The sequence below is a fragment of the Streptococcus sanguinis genome, assembly GCF_050225395.1.
GTDB lineage: Bacteria > Bacillota > Bacilli > Lactobacillales > Streptococcaceae > Streptococcus.
In genome coordinates this window covers 1,228,704-1,244,677 of record NZ_CP071431.1, presented here as the reverse complement: position 1 = coordinate 1,244,677, position 15,974 = coordinate 1,228,704, and the positions used below count along the sequence as shown (strand labels likewise).

Here is a 15,974-nt window from a genome sequence, read left to right as displayed (position 1 = left end):
GCACGAATATCCGTGCTTTTATGCTAGAATCAAGATGGTTCGTGAAAAGGAGGGGAAATGAAAAAATTAGAAGAACGGATTCTCAGGGATGGACAAGTGTTAGGTGAAAATATCCTGAAAGTTGACTCTTTTCTGACTCATCAGGTTGATTTTTCATTGATGAAAGAGATTGGCCAGGTCTTTGCGGAGGCAGTAAAGGATGCAGGAATTACCAAGGTAGTAACTATTGAAGCTTCTGGTATTGCTCCGGCTGTCTATGTAGCAGAGGCGCTGGGTCTACCAATGATTTTCGCTAAGAAGGCCAAAAACATCACGATGACAGAAGGGATCTTGACGGCCGAAGTTTATTCTTTTACCAAGCAAATGACTTCGACCGTTTCGATTGCTGGGAAATTTCTCAACTCTGATGATAAGGTGCTGATTATTGACGATTTCTTGGCTAATGGTCAGGCCGCCAAGGGATTGATTACCATTATTGAGCAAGCAGGAGCGCAGGTTGAAGCAGTTGGCATTGTCATTGAAAAATCGTTTCAGGATGGCCGTCAACTTTTGGAAACATCCGGTTATCGTGTCCTTTCTTTGGCGCGAATCGCAGGTTTTGAGAAGGGGCAGGTTGTCTTTACTGAGGCAGATATATGATTTCCTTTTCCTTTTGACTATCTGTCTGGCTTATAGTATAGTAAAGATAGTTGATATTTTAAAAATCTAAGCTCATTGATTTTACTTGGCTAGAAAAAGTTTTTGAGGGATTTCTATGCACCAAACTCATAATTTAAATCAGCGGATGCGGCTCTTTATTTCTATTTTTTTGCCAATTTTGATCTACCAACTGGCCAATTTTTCAGCCTCATTTGTCGATACGACCATGACTGGCCAGTATGACACTCTGCATCTAGCTGGTGTTTCCATGGCAACTAGTCTTTGGATTCCATTTTTCGACCTGCTGATAGGGATTGTTTCGGCCTTGGTACCCATAATCGGGCATCATTTAGGACAGGGAAAAAAAGAAAAGATTGCTTCAGACTTTTATCAATTTATTTATCTTTCTTTGGGGTTATCGCTAATTTTATTTGCCTTGGTATTTATGGGCGCTCCTCTGGTTTTGGCCCACCTTGGCTTAGAGCCCTTGGTAGAAGGAGTAGCTAAGAACTATCTCTGGTATCTGGCGCTTGGTATTATTCCTCTTTTACTCTTTAGCACCATTCGTTCTCTGTTTGATGCTCTGGGGTTGACCAAGCTTTCCATGTATCTCATGCTCTTACTTTTACCTTTGAATGGCACTTTTAATTATGCCCTAATCTACGGAGCATTTGGTTTTCCAGAAATGGGCGGAGCTGGAGCTGGACTTGGGACTTCTTTGGCTTATTGGGGTTTGCTCCTCATATCCTTGTTAGTAGCAGCCAAACATCCAAAAGTTCGAGCCTATGAGCTATGGAAGATTCGACCGCTAGACAAAAAAGGCTTAATCGAAGGCATTCAACTTGGACTGCCTATTGGCGGAACGTTTTTTGCTGAAGTCGTGATTTTCTCGGTTGTTGGCCTGATCATGGCTAAGTTTTCGTCACTAATCATTGCCAGCCATCAGGCGGCCATGAATTTTTCAAACTTAATGTATGCCTTTCCTATGAGTATTTCAACCTCAATGTCCATCATTGTTTCTTATGAAATTGGAGCCAATCGTCCTGACGATGTTAAGAAATTCTGTAAACTTGGGCGGCTGACGGCCTTGGGAATTGCTGGATTTACCTTTCTCTTTCTCTATATCTTACGTGACCGTGTGGCTGCTCTCTATGGATCGGATGCCGAGTTTATCCGTATGACATCTGTTTTTCTGACCTACAGCCTCTTTTTCCAGTTGGCAGATACTTTTGCGGCTCCTTTGCAGGGCATTCTTCGGGGCTATAAGGATACTCAGGTGCCATTTTACTTAGGTTTGATTGCCTATTGGGGAGTTTCGCTGCCCATGGGGTTCTTCTTAGATCACTATACTAGTTTAGGCCCTTATGGATATTGGATTGGTCTCATTGCCAGCTTGGTGATGAGCGGTATTCTCTTTCAGTGGCGGCTTAATCATTTGGCTAAAAATATTACAAATTAAAGAGTGTTGGTTTGTCCCTTTAGGATAAGTCAATACTCTTTTTTTCACAATCTTTTGTTAAAATTAGATTAAAACGTTAAAACGCTTACATATTTTCTAGTATATTGATTGTGAAAATGATATAATAGACATAAGATTATCAAGTTAAGTTTTTGTTAAAATAGGTTAATTTTTAAAATATTGTTTGCAGTTGACTTTGGTTTTCAGTAGAAAAGCGAGGAAACTATATGACCGAACACTATACCCATCTTTTGCAAGAAGTACTAAATGCTGCAAAGGAATTAGCTATTCAAAAACACAATTATCAAGTGGACATTCCGCATGTCTGGACAGTGCTGACCCAGCCCCAGGCTTTTGCCTTGGAATTCTATGCCGATCTGGACCTTGATATTAATGAATTTATCAGTGTCATCAATCAGGAACTAGCCAAGATTCCTGTGTTTTCACATACGGACACGAGTCACTACGGACGTCAGTATAGTCAACGTCTCAAGAATCTTTTGGATGATGCAGAGGCTGAGAGGGCGGAACTGAGGGACGAGGTGGTAACAGTAGAGCACCTGATTCTCAGTCTATTTCATCAGCAGAGAAATCCGATAACTGTCTTTTTAAAACAGGCAGGAATTGATAAGGAGCTAGTTGCAGCAAAGTTGAATAAGGTTCGCCAAGGCAAACGAGCAGTCTCTTCCAGTCAGGAGAGTCGCTATCAAGCCCTGAGCAAATATGCAACTAACTTTAATCAGTGGTTGGCTGACCAGACCGATAGACAGGTAATTGGTCGAAAAGACGAAATTGACGATATTATCCGTGTGCTGTGTAGGAAAGAGAAAAGCAATGCCATTCTCTTAGGTTTTCCAGGTGTTGGGAAATCTAAAGTAATGGAGGGGTTTGTTTGCAGACTGCTTGCTGATGATGTTCCGGAACATTTACTGGGCAAGGAAGTTTTTAAGTTAAATCTAGGCGGACTGATTGCCGGGACTAAATATAGAGGAGAGTTTGAAGAGCGCTTTAAGGCTGTTTTGGATGAGGTGCTGGCTGCTAAGGGGAAGATTATTCTTTATATTGAGGATATCCACCAAATCGTGACGGCAGGGCGGACAGAGGGTTCTCTTGATGCAGGCAATCTTTTAAAGCCACTCTTGGCTCAGGGTCAGATTAATATCATTGGCACAACGACTTTTGCTGCTTATCGAGAAAGCTTCGAGCTGGATCAAGCTCTGGAAGGGCGTTTCCAGCGGGTTCGCATTGAGGAGCCCGATCAAGATAAGGCATTGGCAATTCTGCAAGGACTGCGGGAGAATTATCAGGACTTTCACAGAGTTAGGCTGACGGACGAAGCTTTGCAGGCAGCAATCAGTCTTTCAATTCGTTATCTGTCAGATCGTTATTTGCCTGATAAGGCACTGGACTTGATTGATGAGGCGTGTGCTGTTAAGAAAATCCAGCTAGGTCAAGCGCAAACTGAACGACCAGACGTCAGTCGTGAAGATATAGCTAGTATCGTAGAGCGTATAACAGGAATCAAAGTGCAGGGAATCATGGACAATGAACGCGAACACCTGCTAAATCTAGACAAGCTCCTGCGCCAGAGAATTGTAGGGCAAGACCAAGCTGTTCAAAAGGTTTCGGAGGCTATTTTGCGCTCGAGAGCAGGAATTCAAAATCCCAAGCGTCCTATTGGGTCCTTTCTATTTCTGGGGCCGACTGGAGTCGGGAAGACTGCTCTGGCAAAATCCCTTGCTGAGCGGCTGTTTGGTAATGAGCTGGAAATGGTCCGGCTGGATATGTCTGAGTACATGGAAAAACATGCCGTAGCTCGTTTAGTTGGTCCGCCACCAGGTTACGTAGGATTTGAAGAGGGAGGACAGCTGACAGAAGCTGTTCGTAGGAGGCTTTATTCGATTGTCTTGCTGGATGAGATTGAGAAAGCCCATCCGGATGTATTCAACACACTACTGCAAGTCTTGGACGAAGGACGCTTGACAGACTCTAAAGGCCGTACTATTGACTTTAAAAATACTATTTTGATTATGACAAGCAATATTGGCTCCCAGCAGATTTTGGAAAGTCTCAAAAGTAAACAGGGACTGACTGCTGAAACGCAAGATGAAGTTCTATCTTTGCTTCAACATAGCTTTAGACCAGAGTTTTTAAATCGGATTGACGAAACGGTTATTTTCAATCCTCTGAGGACAGAAGATATGATCAATATCGTAAAAATTATGGTTCGGCAACTTCAGGAAAGGTTGAAACATCAGAAGATTCAGCTTCATCTGAGCGAAGAAGTTTACGCTTTTTTAGCCCAGAAAGGCTACCAACCAGAGTTTGGTGCTCGTCCTATTCAAAGAAGCATTATGCGCTATCTAGAAACGCCTTTGGCTCGTTATTTGGTCGAAAATAAGGAAACAACTGAAATGACAGTTCAAGTCAGTTTGAAGGATAGGCAACAGGAGTTTAATTATTTGGTATAAGTTTCTTCTAAAAAGTAAGCGCTTACTATTTGTAGGCAAAGAAAATGATGAAAGGAGGTTCATAGTTTCTGAGCAGACTGTATCCTGAGATTTTGAAATGAGTCTTAGGTATACGAAAAATAATAAGATGCTTTTTGTATCTATAGCCGACAGCAATCATTTTGATTGTTGGAGCACCCTTTGCATTTTATGAAAGGAGGAGTGTTTTGTCTGTTTATGATGTTTTGATTATCGGTGCTGGACCGGGTGGTTATGTGGCTGCTGAAGAAGCAGCTCGTTTGGGCAAGAAGGTGGCCGTAGTAGAAAAGAAGTCTATCGGCGGAACCTGCCTGAATGTGGGATGTATACCGTCTAAGGCTTATCTCCAGCACGGTCATTGGTTGCTGACAATGGAGGAGGCTAGGCGTTATGGCATTGAGAGCAAGCTTGAAAGGATTGATTTTGAGAAATTGGTAGACCGAAAGAATCAGGTTGTTGCCAGTTTGCAATCTGGAATTCATGCTAGCTTTAAGTCTTTAGGTATTGAATATATCCAAGGGCAGGCCAAGTTTGTCAAAGACCGAACTTTCTCCGTCAATGGTAAAGAAATCAGTGGCAAAGATGTGATTTTGGCTACTGGCAGTTATCCTTTTGTGCCTCCTATCAAGGGATTGGAACAGGTTGACTATCTAACGACGGATACGTTTTTTGACTTGAGGGAGCTTCCTGAGAAGTTAGTCATTATCGGAGGTGGCGTTATCGCAATTGAGCTAGCTTTCGCTATGGCTCCTCTGGGTGTCGCTGTCACTGTTATTGAGGTTGCGCCGGAAATCCTTTTGACTGAAGAAGCAGAAGCGCGACATGTGATTCAAAAGAAACTAAAGAAAATGGGGGTGATGATTTATCAGGGAGCGCAGATAAAGGAAGTAACTGCTAATTCTGTCTTACTTGAGAACGAGCAGGTTGCTTTCGACCATCTTTTGGTCGCTACTGGCCGCAAACCAAACCTAGAGCTAGCCAAGGATATTGGATTAGCCTTGACAGATCGGAATTTTGTCAAGGTAGATCAATACTACGAAACATCCAAAGAGCATGTTTATGCTATCGGTGATCTCTTGGAATCTTATATGCTGGCTCACGTAGCTAGTTCAGAAGGGATAAAAGCTGTGCGAGCTATCTGCCGGAGAGCTGAAGAAGCAGTTGATCCGCTAGGTGTTCCCCGTTCACTCTACACCAATCCTGAAGTGGCTTCTTTTGGTCTCAGCAAGGAAGAGGCTGAGCAGGCCGGCTATGATGTTCTGGTCGAGCAGCTGCCTTTCTCTTATAATGGGCGGGCTATTGCTATAGGTGAGACGGAGGGCTATGTCAAGCTAATCTCAGAAAAGCAATACCATCTTCTGCTAGGTGCAGTCATCGTCGGTCCGAACGGTACAGATCTTCTGCAGAATTTGATTTTGCTGAGGCAGGCTGAAGCAACGCTGGATCAAGTTCTTGAAACGGTCTTTGCTCATCCGACCACATCAGAACTAATACAAGAAGTCGCTAAAAGACTCGTTCAGGACGATTAATGAGGAGGTAAAAATATGTCAAATTATAAAGATTTACCACAACGATTGACCAAAACAAGAAGCCAAGGGGCTGTATCAGAGCTAGTCGATTTAAAAGTCCATGATGCTACCGAAGTTGAGGTGGAGCAGATTTCCAAAGAAAAAGCCAAAACCATGTATAAAACCATGTGGGATATCCGAAATTTTGAGGAAAATACACGGCGTTTCTTTGCTGCAGGACAGATTCCTGGCTTTGTTCACCTTTATGCTGGAGAGGAAGCGATCGCTACGGGTGTCTGTGCCAATCTGACAGACCAGGACTATATTACCAGTACTCACCGAGGACACGGTCACTGTGTTGCTAAGGGCGGTGATTTAAAGGGAATGATGGCAGAAATTTTTGGCAAGGAGACTGGACTTGGAAAAGGAAAAGGCGGATCTATGCACATCGCTGACTTGGACAAGGGAATCCTCGGTGCCAATGGTATGGTTGGTGGAGGCTTTGGTCTAGCTACCGGTGCAGCAATGCGCAACAAGTACTTGAAAACCGACAGTGTAGCTGTCTGCTTCTTCGGTGATGGTGCGGCCAATGAAGGGAATTTCCACGAATGTCTCAATATGGCATCAATTTGGAAACTGCCAGTTATCTTTGTCAATGAAAACAACTTCTTTGCAGAATCGACACCGCAATGGTATTCTTCAGCGTCTGGCACCATTGCTGAGAGAGCGGCTGCTTATAATATGCCCGGCGTTCGGGTTAATGGTAAGGATTTATTCGCTGTCTACCAAGTAGCCAAGGAAGCTGTAGAGCGGGCTCGTAGAGGGGAAGGTCCTACCTTGATTGAGGCTGTAACATATCGCGATCATGGTCACTTTGAAGGGGATGAGCAGAAGTATAAGGCTTTGGAAGGTGAAGAAAAAGACTGGGCTGATGTGGATGCTCTGGACGTCTTCCGTGACTACGCTATCGAGCATGGCCTCTTGACTGAAGAGGAACTTGATGCCATCTTAGAAGAGTCTCGAAAGGATGTGGAAGAAGCTATCAAATTTGCTCAAGACAGTCCGATTCCTCGTCCCGACTCTCTGCTGGAAGATGTATTTGCTGATTGATAGAAGGAGGTTGATCAAATGGCTAGACAACTGTTATTTATGAAAGCAATCAATGAAGCGCTGGATCAGGCAATGGCAAAAGATGACACCGTAATCCTTCTGGGAGAAGATATTGCTGGCGGTGTAACAATCAAGCACTTGGAAGAAGAAAACGAAGATGCTTGGGGCGGTGTAATGGGTGTAACCAAAGGGCTTATGCCAAAATATGGCCGAGAACGGGTGATTGATACTCCGATTTCAGAGCACGGATACGTGTCAGCTTCTGTTGGAATGGCTCTGACTGGCTTGCGTCCAGTACCGGAGCTGATGTTCAATGACTTTATCGGTTTCTGCTTTGACGCCATTCTGGGGCAAGGCTCAAAAATGCGCTATATGTTTGGCGGTAAGGCCAAGGTTCCGATGACAATGCGGACCATGCATGGGGCAGGAGCTTCGGCTGCAGCTCAGCACTCGGGTTCATATTACGGTCTCTTTGGATCTATACCTGGCATAAAGGTAGTTGTTCCAGCAACTCCGTATGATGCTAAAGGGTTACTGCTGGCTTCCATTGAAGACGACAATATCGTGATTTATTCAGAAGATAAGACTCTCTATGGTATCAAGGGAGAGGTACCAGAAGAATATTATACAGTTCCAATCGGAAAGGCTGCTGTCCGCCGTGAAGGAACAGACCTCACTATCGTTACTATCGGTAAAATGCTTTATGTTGCTTATGAGGTAGCGGATCGCTTGGAAAAAGATGGTGTTTCGGTCGAAGTGATTGACTTGAGAACAGTAGCTCCTTGGGATGAGGAGACTGTCTTTGAATCAGTCAAGAAAACTGGACGACTGATTATCGTTGATGAATCCAACCCTCACAATAATACAGCGACGGATATAGCAGCTGTAGTGACTGATAAATGCTTTGATTATCTTGATGGTCCGGTAAAATGCGTCTGCGCACCAAATGTGCCAGTGCCATTTGCTGTGAATCTGGAGCAGCTCTATATCCCTAATGCTGATAAGGTTCTGACTGTTGCTGCAGAATTGATTGACGATCTGAAGAGATAGAAGGGAGGCAAGTATGGCTACAGAAATTGTAATGCCTAAGCTAGGCTTAACAATGACCGAAGGTCTGATAAATAACTGGCTGGTCAAGGAAGGCGACACCGTAGCTGCTGGTCAGCCTGTCTTGGAAATCAGTTCTGAAAAATTGACCAGCGATGTAGAGGCGCCAAGTGCAGGAGTGATTTTAAAAATTATCAGTCAGGCGGGCGATACTGTCCCTTGCAAGAAAGTAATTGCATGGATTGGTGAAGCGGGAGAATCTGTTCTAGGTATGGAGACAGAAGAAGTCTCTGCGAATAAATCAGAAAGTGATAAGGGAGCAGTTGGTTCAGAGCCAGAGCTAGCTGAAAAAACTGTGGCAGCAAGTTCCAACTCTGTCGGAAACAGTGAACATGGACGTATTTTCATCACTCCTCTTGCCCGCAAGATTGCTAAGGAAAAAGGATATGATATTTCCTTGATTTCAGGAACGGGAGGCAATGGCCGTATTACCCGACGAGATGTGGAAAATTATAAACCAGAGGCGCTTCCAAACCAAACACCTGAAAGTAGCTCAGCAGTCCTTCAGCATGCTGCTCAAGTTGACTATGGTGCAGGATTGATAGGTATGCGCAAGACTATTGCAGAGCGGATGATGAATAGTCTCCAGGCATCTGCTCAGGTGACCTTGCATCGTAAGGTGGATATCAGTCGACTGATAGCCTTTAGACAGGATATGAAGGATAAGGTCGCTTCTCCACTAGAAAATGGCGAAATCAGCATCACGACTCTGCTTACAAAGGCTGTTGCCAAGGCGTTGAAAGATCACCCTCAGCTCAATGCTTGGTATTTCAATGGTCAATATCAGGAAGTAGAAGATATTCATATTGGTATCGCGACGGCGCTTAGTGATGGTTTGGTGGTTCCGGTCATTCGTCACGTGGATAAGCTAACGCTGGCTGACTTGGGCTTAGCTATCAAAACGGAAGCCAATCAAGCTCGTAAAGGAACTTTGGATCCAGCTCTTTACTCAGGTTCAACCTTCAGTATTACCAATCTCGGGGGAGCAGGCATTGAATATTTCACTCCTATCCTAAATACACCAGAAGTAGCCATTTTAGGAGTTGGTGCCTTGCAAACGTCGCTGGCTCTTGACAGCCAAGGACAGGTCTACGAGCAGAAATTCCTGCCGCTCAGCTTGACTTTTGACCATCAAGTCGTAGATGGTCAGCCCGCAGCGGAATTTCTAGCCAGTCTAGCGGACAAGTTGGAGTCTCCTTACGACTTGGTTTTCTGATAGAAGAATGAATGGTGAATTTCATTCCTGAATGATAAAGAAAAAGGCCAGCTGTTTATATCATTCATTAACAGTTGGCCTTTATGTATTCTGTTATCCTCTTGCTTCAAATTTATAAAGGTTTGATAAGGAAATGACAGGATGATAGGGAGTAACTTCTAAGGCTCTAAGTGGGTGAATAAAGCTGCGGTATAAGATAAATTGAATGACGATAATGGGAGAAAAATATCAGTGAGGTAGAATATGAAGGTTGCCAAAACACTAGTCTTAGAATATCTAGAGCAAGAATTACTAAAGAATAATAAGCAAGGACTTGAAACGAAAGTAATTGCTGCTGCTTTAGGAATGCAACGCTCAAATGTGAGCACTATTTTGAATCAATTGGTAAAAGAAGGGATACTCGTTAAAGGAAATACACGGCCAGTTCAATACAAGTTAAAAGAGGTATTTGTAGAAAATCCTTTGGATTTTCCAAGCATTATAGGTGAAAATGGCAGCCTGCGAACAGCCATCCAGTTAGCACAGGCAGCTATTTTATACCCCAATTATGCCCTTCCTGTACTTATTTTATCCGAGGTCGGTGCTGGTAGAACTCACTTCGTTAATAAAATGATGGAGTTTGCCATTCACAATCAAGCGATTAGTAAGCCTCAGTTGTTTGAAAAAATTAACTGCTTAGACTATATTGATGTTCTGGATGATTTGCTGAAGTTGTTATTTGGCTCAGAGGTGACGAAGTCTGTATTTGAGAAAGTGGCAGAAGGAATTTTATTTATAGATAACATACAAGTTCTATCTTCGGCGGATCAAAATAGATTGATTTCCTGGCTGAATCACAGAGAAGGAGAACAAAAGAGACGTCAGAAGAAAGGTTTGGTAATTATCGGAAGTAATGCTAAGCTATCTGAACATTTATCCAATAAACTTCCTGTTGTAATCCAGCTGCCTTCTTATCCGAATCGACCGATTAGTGAAAAGCTAGAGTTACTAAATTACTTTTTAGCTATCGAATCAAAGAATTCTGCGCATGATATTCAAGTGCCGCGTGATGTCATTCATTCCTTCATCCTATCAGCGAATATTAGCAATATAAAAGAATTAGAATATGCAGTTCGAACAGCTTGCGCCAATGCTTTTGTAAGAAGTCTGAGGTCAGAGCTAAAAGATTTAACACTCAGTAATGACGATTTGCCCATTCCTTATCAAGGAATTCGGCATTTAGGTGGTCATAATGTAGTTAAAATCGATGAATTGATTGGCAAACGTAAGGTGCTGATTTATGATAAGGAGTTGGGATTGCTGGATTTTCCAGAGCAAGAGTCGGATGATTTATATAACAAAATTAAATCAGAATATTCTCAGTTATCAAAAAGAGGCATTGAGCAGGATGATGTTTTTGAGGCAGTGAGAAACTATATTCAAAGCTATATTGAATACAAACCTTTTGTTAAGAAAGAAGATGAGTTGGAAAATCTTAATCAGCTTGAGACGATTGTTTCTGCTGAAGTAATCCAGTTGGTACAAGCCTTTGTTCTATCTGTTCAAAAAGAACTCAATATAGAGCTTAATTCGACGGCATATTACGGCATCAGCCTTCATGTCAATGCGATGCTTAAGCAGAAAGGGTCTTTAAATCGGCAGTTGGATAATGATGCTATTGTGAAAGTGATTCGGGATTATCCAATAGAGTATGCACAATGTTCTAAATTTGCTAGGCAGCTAGAAACAAGATTTCAACTAGCTGTTCCGATAGATGAAATCGTCATCCTAACTATGTTTATTATTGAATCCGAAAAGAAACAAGATAGTCTACGACCTATCTTGCTCTACGTTCTGCATGGTAAAGGGGTTGCCAAGTCCTTGGCTGAGTCAACCAAGATGCTGACTAAAAATAGCCAAGTGTATGGCTTTGATATTCTATTAGAAGAATCTCTAGAGGAAAGCTATTGTAAATTAAAAGAGCAAATTGAGGAGCTAGACCAAGGTTTAGGGGTCATCGTCCTCTATGATATGGGATCGATTAAGGAAATGCTGGATAAAATTCGAGAAGAAACTCTGATTAAAATCAGAGAATTTGAAATTCCCATTACTATGATTGGCATGGGGATTGCACGGCGCTGTTTGATAGAAAATGATATTGACAGTGTCTTTCACGCTTTTCATATGGAAATGAATCAGCTGTATAAAAATAGGGACCAGGAAAAAATCATCATTACACTCTGTTATACTAGCGAGGGCGGTTCTCTTCAGCTAAAGCACTATCTTGATCAGTATTCAAAGTTGGGTTACCGTGTCATTGCTTTGTCAGTTGCCAATAAGGAGATGTTGATTGAGGAAGTGATGGCTTTAAGAAAGACCTATCAAGTCCATGCTTTTGTTGGAACTTTCGACCCCCAAATTATGGGTATCCCTTTCATTTCTATTAAAGATGTTTTTGAGCAGCCCAAGGAGCACCTAGATAAATTATTGATGTTTGTACCGACCTCTGTAAATAGCTACGATTATGAGAAAGTTTACCAATTTTTAGAAGAGCAATTTGTCTATACTTCCTTAGCTAAGATTAAAAAGATTCTTCCTGCTATTTTAGATGAATTTGATTTTTATTATCAGCTGACAGAGGAGCAAACAATAGGCTTGTTTGTTCATATTGCGTGTCTGGTGGAGCGAACCCTTTCAGGAGAATGCCTGAAGAAGAGCAGTAAAGAAATTGCTGGTGTTATCGAAAAATTCCCTGATGACTATAAGCACATTAGGAAAATCATCCGAACAGTGGAGCGAAACTTTAAGATTCTTATAGATGACGTAGAGGTCAGTGTTTTAATTCAGATGTTGCGCAAATTATAAAATTGTAAGTTGGAGTCGCAAACTAATAAAAAGCACCTAACTCTCAATACCTTTTTAGTCGGGATTTACATTTCCGATTTCTGTGGTAATGTTGTGATTTAGATGCTTTTTTACATGTGCTCTTGCACAAGATTATGCAGCCATTTCCCTGAGAAGACACGAGGGATGCCCCAGATTGGTTTGAGAATATCTTCGCCATTTATCACAAGAAAGATTAGCCAAATGGGAGCCTGCAGGCTAACTAGGACATAGCCAAGTGGAATGCTGAAGAGCCAAACAGGTAAAATATCTAGCAGGCAGGCATAGTTGGTATCGCCTCCGCTACGTAAAATCCCGACGATTAAAACAACACTAAAAGCTTTTGGGATAAACAACAGGGCATTTAACTGAATCATCAAGATGGTTAGCTGTTCTGTCTGATTGCTTAAGTTGTAGAGTTTCAGCGCTAAAGGCATGGCCCAGATGAGTAGGACGCTGACGATGAGTCCGATGAGAGGTAATAGAAGTAAGAAGCGCTTGGCATCTTGTAAGGCTTTTTCTATTTGATTCTCTCCGATAGTATTGCCTAGCATAACAGCTACGGCATTTCCCGCACCGCGTACGAAGACAAATCCAATTTGGGCAATGGCGCTAGCAATCTGGGTGGAGGCCACCACTTCAGTACCTAATAGCCCGATAATGGCCAAGCCAATTGATGTTCCAAGAGACCAGGCTCCTTCATTGAAGACGACTGGCAAGGTTTTTTTCAAAAATTGATAAACGAAGTCTTTGTGGAAAGCAAAGAGTTCAGCTATGCTAGCTGCTCCAGCCATCCTTGTTCGATAGACACCAAATACTAACCAGCAAAGCTCCAGCAATCGAGCAATAAAGGTAGCAATAGCAGCACCAACCAGTCCAAGTTTAGGAAATCCAATCAGTCCAAAAATAAGGACGGCATTGCCAATGATATTGGTCGCCATGGATAGGAGACTTGCAAGAGTTGGTAAGAAAACTTCGTTACTACAACGACACATGGTGGCCAAGGAGGTTGTGATAGCTGTCATCAGGTAGGTCCAGGAGACGATAGATAGGTACTGGGCACCCAACTGAATAGCTTCGGTATCATGGATATAAAAGCCAATCAGTTGCTTGGGAAAGAGTAAAGCGACTAAGGTAAAGGAAACGGAGATGATTCCACTCAGCATATAAACTAATCCCAAGGTTTTTCTCATATCAGCAATTCGCTGGGCTCCCCAATATTGGGCCATGAAGACAGAAGCTCCGCTACCAATACCAAACTGTACAATAGTCAAGAGGAAGAAAATCTGGTTGGCAGCGCCAGCAGCTGCGATTTGTTTTTCCCCTAGCTGTCCAATCATGACAACATCAGCTAGATTGACAGCGCTAGCCAGTAGAAATTGAAGAGAAAACGGTAGGCTGAGACGTAAGAATTGTTTCAGAAATGTTTTCTTTTCACTCACTCTCCCACCTCCCTTTTTTTCAAATAGGATAAGCAATCAGTATGTCTAGTAACCTGATATCTAGAAAGTTTCTGCTTTTTTTGAATTGGATGATTCTGATTCCTCATAAATTTCGCTATTTCTATCTGATAGCTTGAAATAAGCCTCAAGTTTAGTGATAATAGGCAATTTGATCAACAAAAATTTGACAATCTTTGTCAGCTTCTGTTTGAACCTCTGCATTCTTCAATTCCTTTTCAGGATAAGGGTTTTGAATAGGAAATGCGAAGAAAGTTTGTTGCTCTTTTTGATAAGGTTTGGTGCTAAGCGAGACTTCAAATAATTGCTCATCTACCTTATAGATGGGTTCGCCAGGTAGAGGGTTGGTATTGGTAGTCCGATCCCATTCAACACTTGTTTTGCCAATGTTTTCTCCAAAGATAATTGGAACAGCAACCTCTGTCTGATCGGTATAGGTTAGAAGGATATTGCCGATTTGATAGGTTTCCATTTCAGGGAAGACACCGTCCACAAACCATTGGTATTCCACAAAATAGTCAGTAGCATAGCCAATTTCAATCCAGCTAGGATGCGCCAGTGCTTCAAGGCTGCGCGAGTGGTTTTGCAGGTCAGGATAGTGGTAATGGAAGAGATATGATAAGGTTTTATCACGGATAGTCGCATAGTCTTCATCGCGATAGTCATGATTCCAAAACATCTCGTAAGCATAGGCCAAGCCGAAGAAAATGACATTTCTCTGCAGGATTACCTCATTTAAAGTGCTCCAGTTGGAGATGATAGCTCCCTTGCTCCCCTTCTTCAAATGCTCAGCCCAATGCGGAAAGAGATAGCCTTCAAAATTACCATAACGGATGCTAAAGCCTTCTTCTAAAACTTCATCTTCCAGTTTTTCATCCAAACTCCAGAGCCAATGGAGAATTTCGACATCTTTGGGAATCTGGTGAATGGCCTGCCAGGTTGCCGGCATAATGCCAACTTTTGTGCCTGTATCTTTTTTGAACTGGGGAGTGTACATGATGATTTCTGCTCCACCAAAAGGCCCTGCATCAGGAACGATAGCGTTTTTCAGTAACTTGTCTCCCCAAATCATGGTTCGGATATTTTTCTGCTTGAGGTGGTCATAAATCTTGATAATGTCCTCTGCAAAGATGTCTGCTCCAGCCTTTCCTTTGCAGCGCTCACACATAACAATTGAATAGTATTCATCATGTCCGATATTGATGACTTCAGGTTCAAAGACCTCAATGATTTCATCCAGAACATCAAAGAGGAGTTCATAAGAGGCGGGATTTGATGGGCAGTAAGTGTCCGGATAAGGATCTTCAGGGATTTCTGCGATTTCAGGGTGGCCAAGCATCAGGTAGTCACAGTGGCCAAGAGAGGGAACCTCAGGAATCACTTCAAAAAATCGTTCCTTACAGTAGAGGAGCAGATCTTTCACATCGTTTTGACTTAGAAACTCCCCGTCACCATTTTCCATGTGAATGGCATTCTTGTACCAAGGGAAGGTATAGTCTTGGATTTCTTTGGTCTTGCCAGAGTATTCAGCCATATCAGCACAATATTTAATCCACTCTTGATTAATTTCAGGGTGTTTTTTATATTCCATAGCACCGCCGATTTCAATCATGAGGATATTGTACTTGAAGAAAGCAAGCATATCCACAAATTGCTTGAAGAAATCCATATTCTTACGAGACGGTAAAAATACCTTGAGGCCACGCTCGGAACAGACGGGTTCATCGTAGGCCAAGCCATAAGGCAAGTAGCCATCCTTCAACATTTGGATAATTGAAATAGCCCCATAAAATAAGCCACGCTGGGATAAGGCATAAACGAAAATACCGTTTTGAGCAACCTTTACGATGTGCGCTTCAGGGTTGGATGGATAGGGAAGTGAAAAGGACTGCATAACCTCTTGTCCGACTTCTCGGGAAATCCCTTCTATGAAATGAATGGCAGGGAAAGCCAGCTGGCCATCATTTCTTACTTTTGGATGAGCCAGTAAGGTGTCGGTCAAAATAGGTAGAGGGCTGAATATTTGAGTTTCTTTAGTGAAATAGCGACCGTTGTTTTCTTGTTTCCAATATTGAGGTGTGATGCCTTGTTTCATAATCTACTCCTTGAACTATCTGGATATCT

The 15,974-nt window shown here is 42.5% G+C and carries 10 protein-coding genes; 8 read left to right on the top strand and 2 right to left on the bottom strand.

Going from position 1 to position 15,974, the window contains the following annotated elements:
- Positions 1-57 precede the first annotated feature (57 nt).
- The 8 genes from J1C81_RS06265 (at position 58) to J1C81_RS06230 (ending at position 12,372) form a co-directional block, all read left to right on the top strand.
- The gene (locus J1C81_RS06265; RefSeq protein WP_002915256.1) at positions 58-639 is read left to right on the top strand and encodes a xanthine phosphoribosyltransferase; all 582 of its coding nucleotides are present in this window, start codon (positions 58-60) and stop codon (positions 637-639) included.
- Positions 640-754: 115 nt separating this feature from the next.
- On the top strand, positions 755-2,098 hold the full coding sequence (locus J1C81_RS06260; protein ID WP_002915254.1) for an MATE family efflux transporter: 1,344 nt from the start codon (positions 755-757) through the stop codon (positions 2,096-2,098).
- Positions 2,099-2,325: 227 nt separating this feature from the next.
- Positions 2,326-4,569: an ATP-dependent Clp protease ATP-binding subunit gene (locus J1C81_RS06255; RefSeq protein WP_002915252.1), complete on the top strand. Its 2,244-nt coding sequence runs from the start codon at positions 2,326-2,328 to the stop codon at positions 4,567-4,569.
- A gap of 206 nt (positions 4,570-4,775) precedes the next feature.
- Positions 4,776-6,116 (top strand): dihydrolipoyl dehydrogenase, encoded by a 1,341-nt coding sequence (lpdA, locus tag J1C81_RS06250; protein WP_002915250.1) that lies wholly within the window; start codon positions 4,776-4,778, stop codon positions 6,114-6,116.
- A 15-nt stretch (positions 6,117-6,131) separates the two neighbouring features.
- Positions 6,132-7,205: a thiamine pyrophosphate-dependent dehydrogenase E1 component subunit alpha gene (locus J1C81_RS06245; protein ID WP_002915248.1), complete on the top strand. Its 1,074-nt coding sequence runs from the start codon at positions 6,132-6,134 to the stop codon at positions 7,203-7,205.
- Positions 7,206-7,223: 18 nt separating this feature from the next.
- Positions 7,224-8,255: an alpha-ketoacid dehydrogenase subunit beta gene (locus tag J1C81_RS06240; protein ID WP_002915247.1), complete on the top strand. Its 1,032-nt coding sequence runs from the start codon at positions 7,224-7,226 to the stop codon at positions 8,253-8,255.
- Between the two features lie 13 nt (positions 8,256-8,268).
- Positions 8,269-9,528, top strand: coding sequence for a dihydrolipoamide acetyltransferase family protein (locus J1C81_RS06235; RefSeq protein ID WP_002915246.1), 1,260 nt, complete (start codon positions 8,269-8,271; stop codon positions 9,526-9,528).
- Positions 9,529-9,771: 243 nt separating this feature from the next.
- Positions 9,772-12,372, top strand: coding sequence for a PRD domain-containing protein (locus J1C81_RS06230; RefSeq protein ID WP_002915245.1), 2,601 nt, complete (start codon positions 9,772-9,774; stop codon positions 12,370-12,372).
- A 110-nt stretch (positions 12,373-12,482) separates the two neighbouring features.
- On the opposite strand, the gene J1C81_RS06225 is transcribed toward J1C81_RS06230, so the two are convergent.
- On the bottom strand, positions 12,483-13,868 hold the full coding sequence (locus tag J1C81_RS06225; RefSeq protein WP_002915244.1) for an MATE family efflux transporter: 1,386 nt from the start codon (positions 13,866-13,868) through the stop codon (positions 12,483-12,485).
- 115 nt (positions 13,869-13,983) lie between these two features.
- Positions 13,984-15,945, bottom strand: coding sequence for a family 20 glycosylhydrolase (locus tag J1C81_RS06220; protein WP_002915242.1), 1,962 nt, complete (start codon positions 15,943-15,945; stop codon positions 13,984-13,986).
- Between the last annotated feature and the right edge of the window lie 29 nt (positions 15,946-15,974).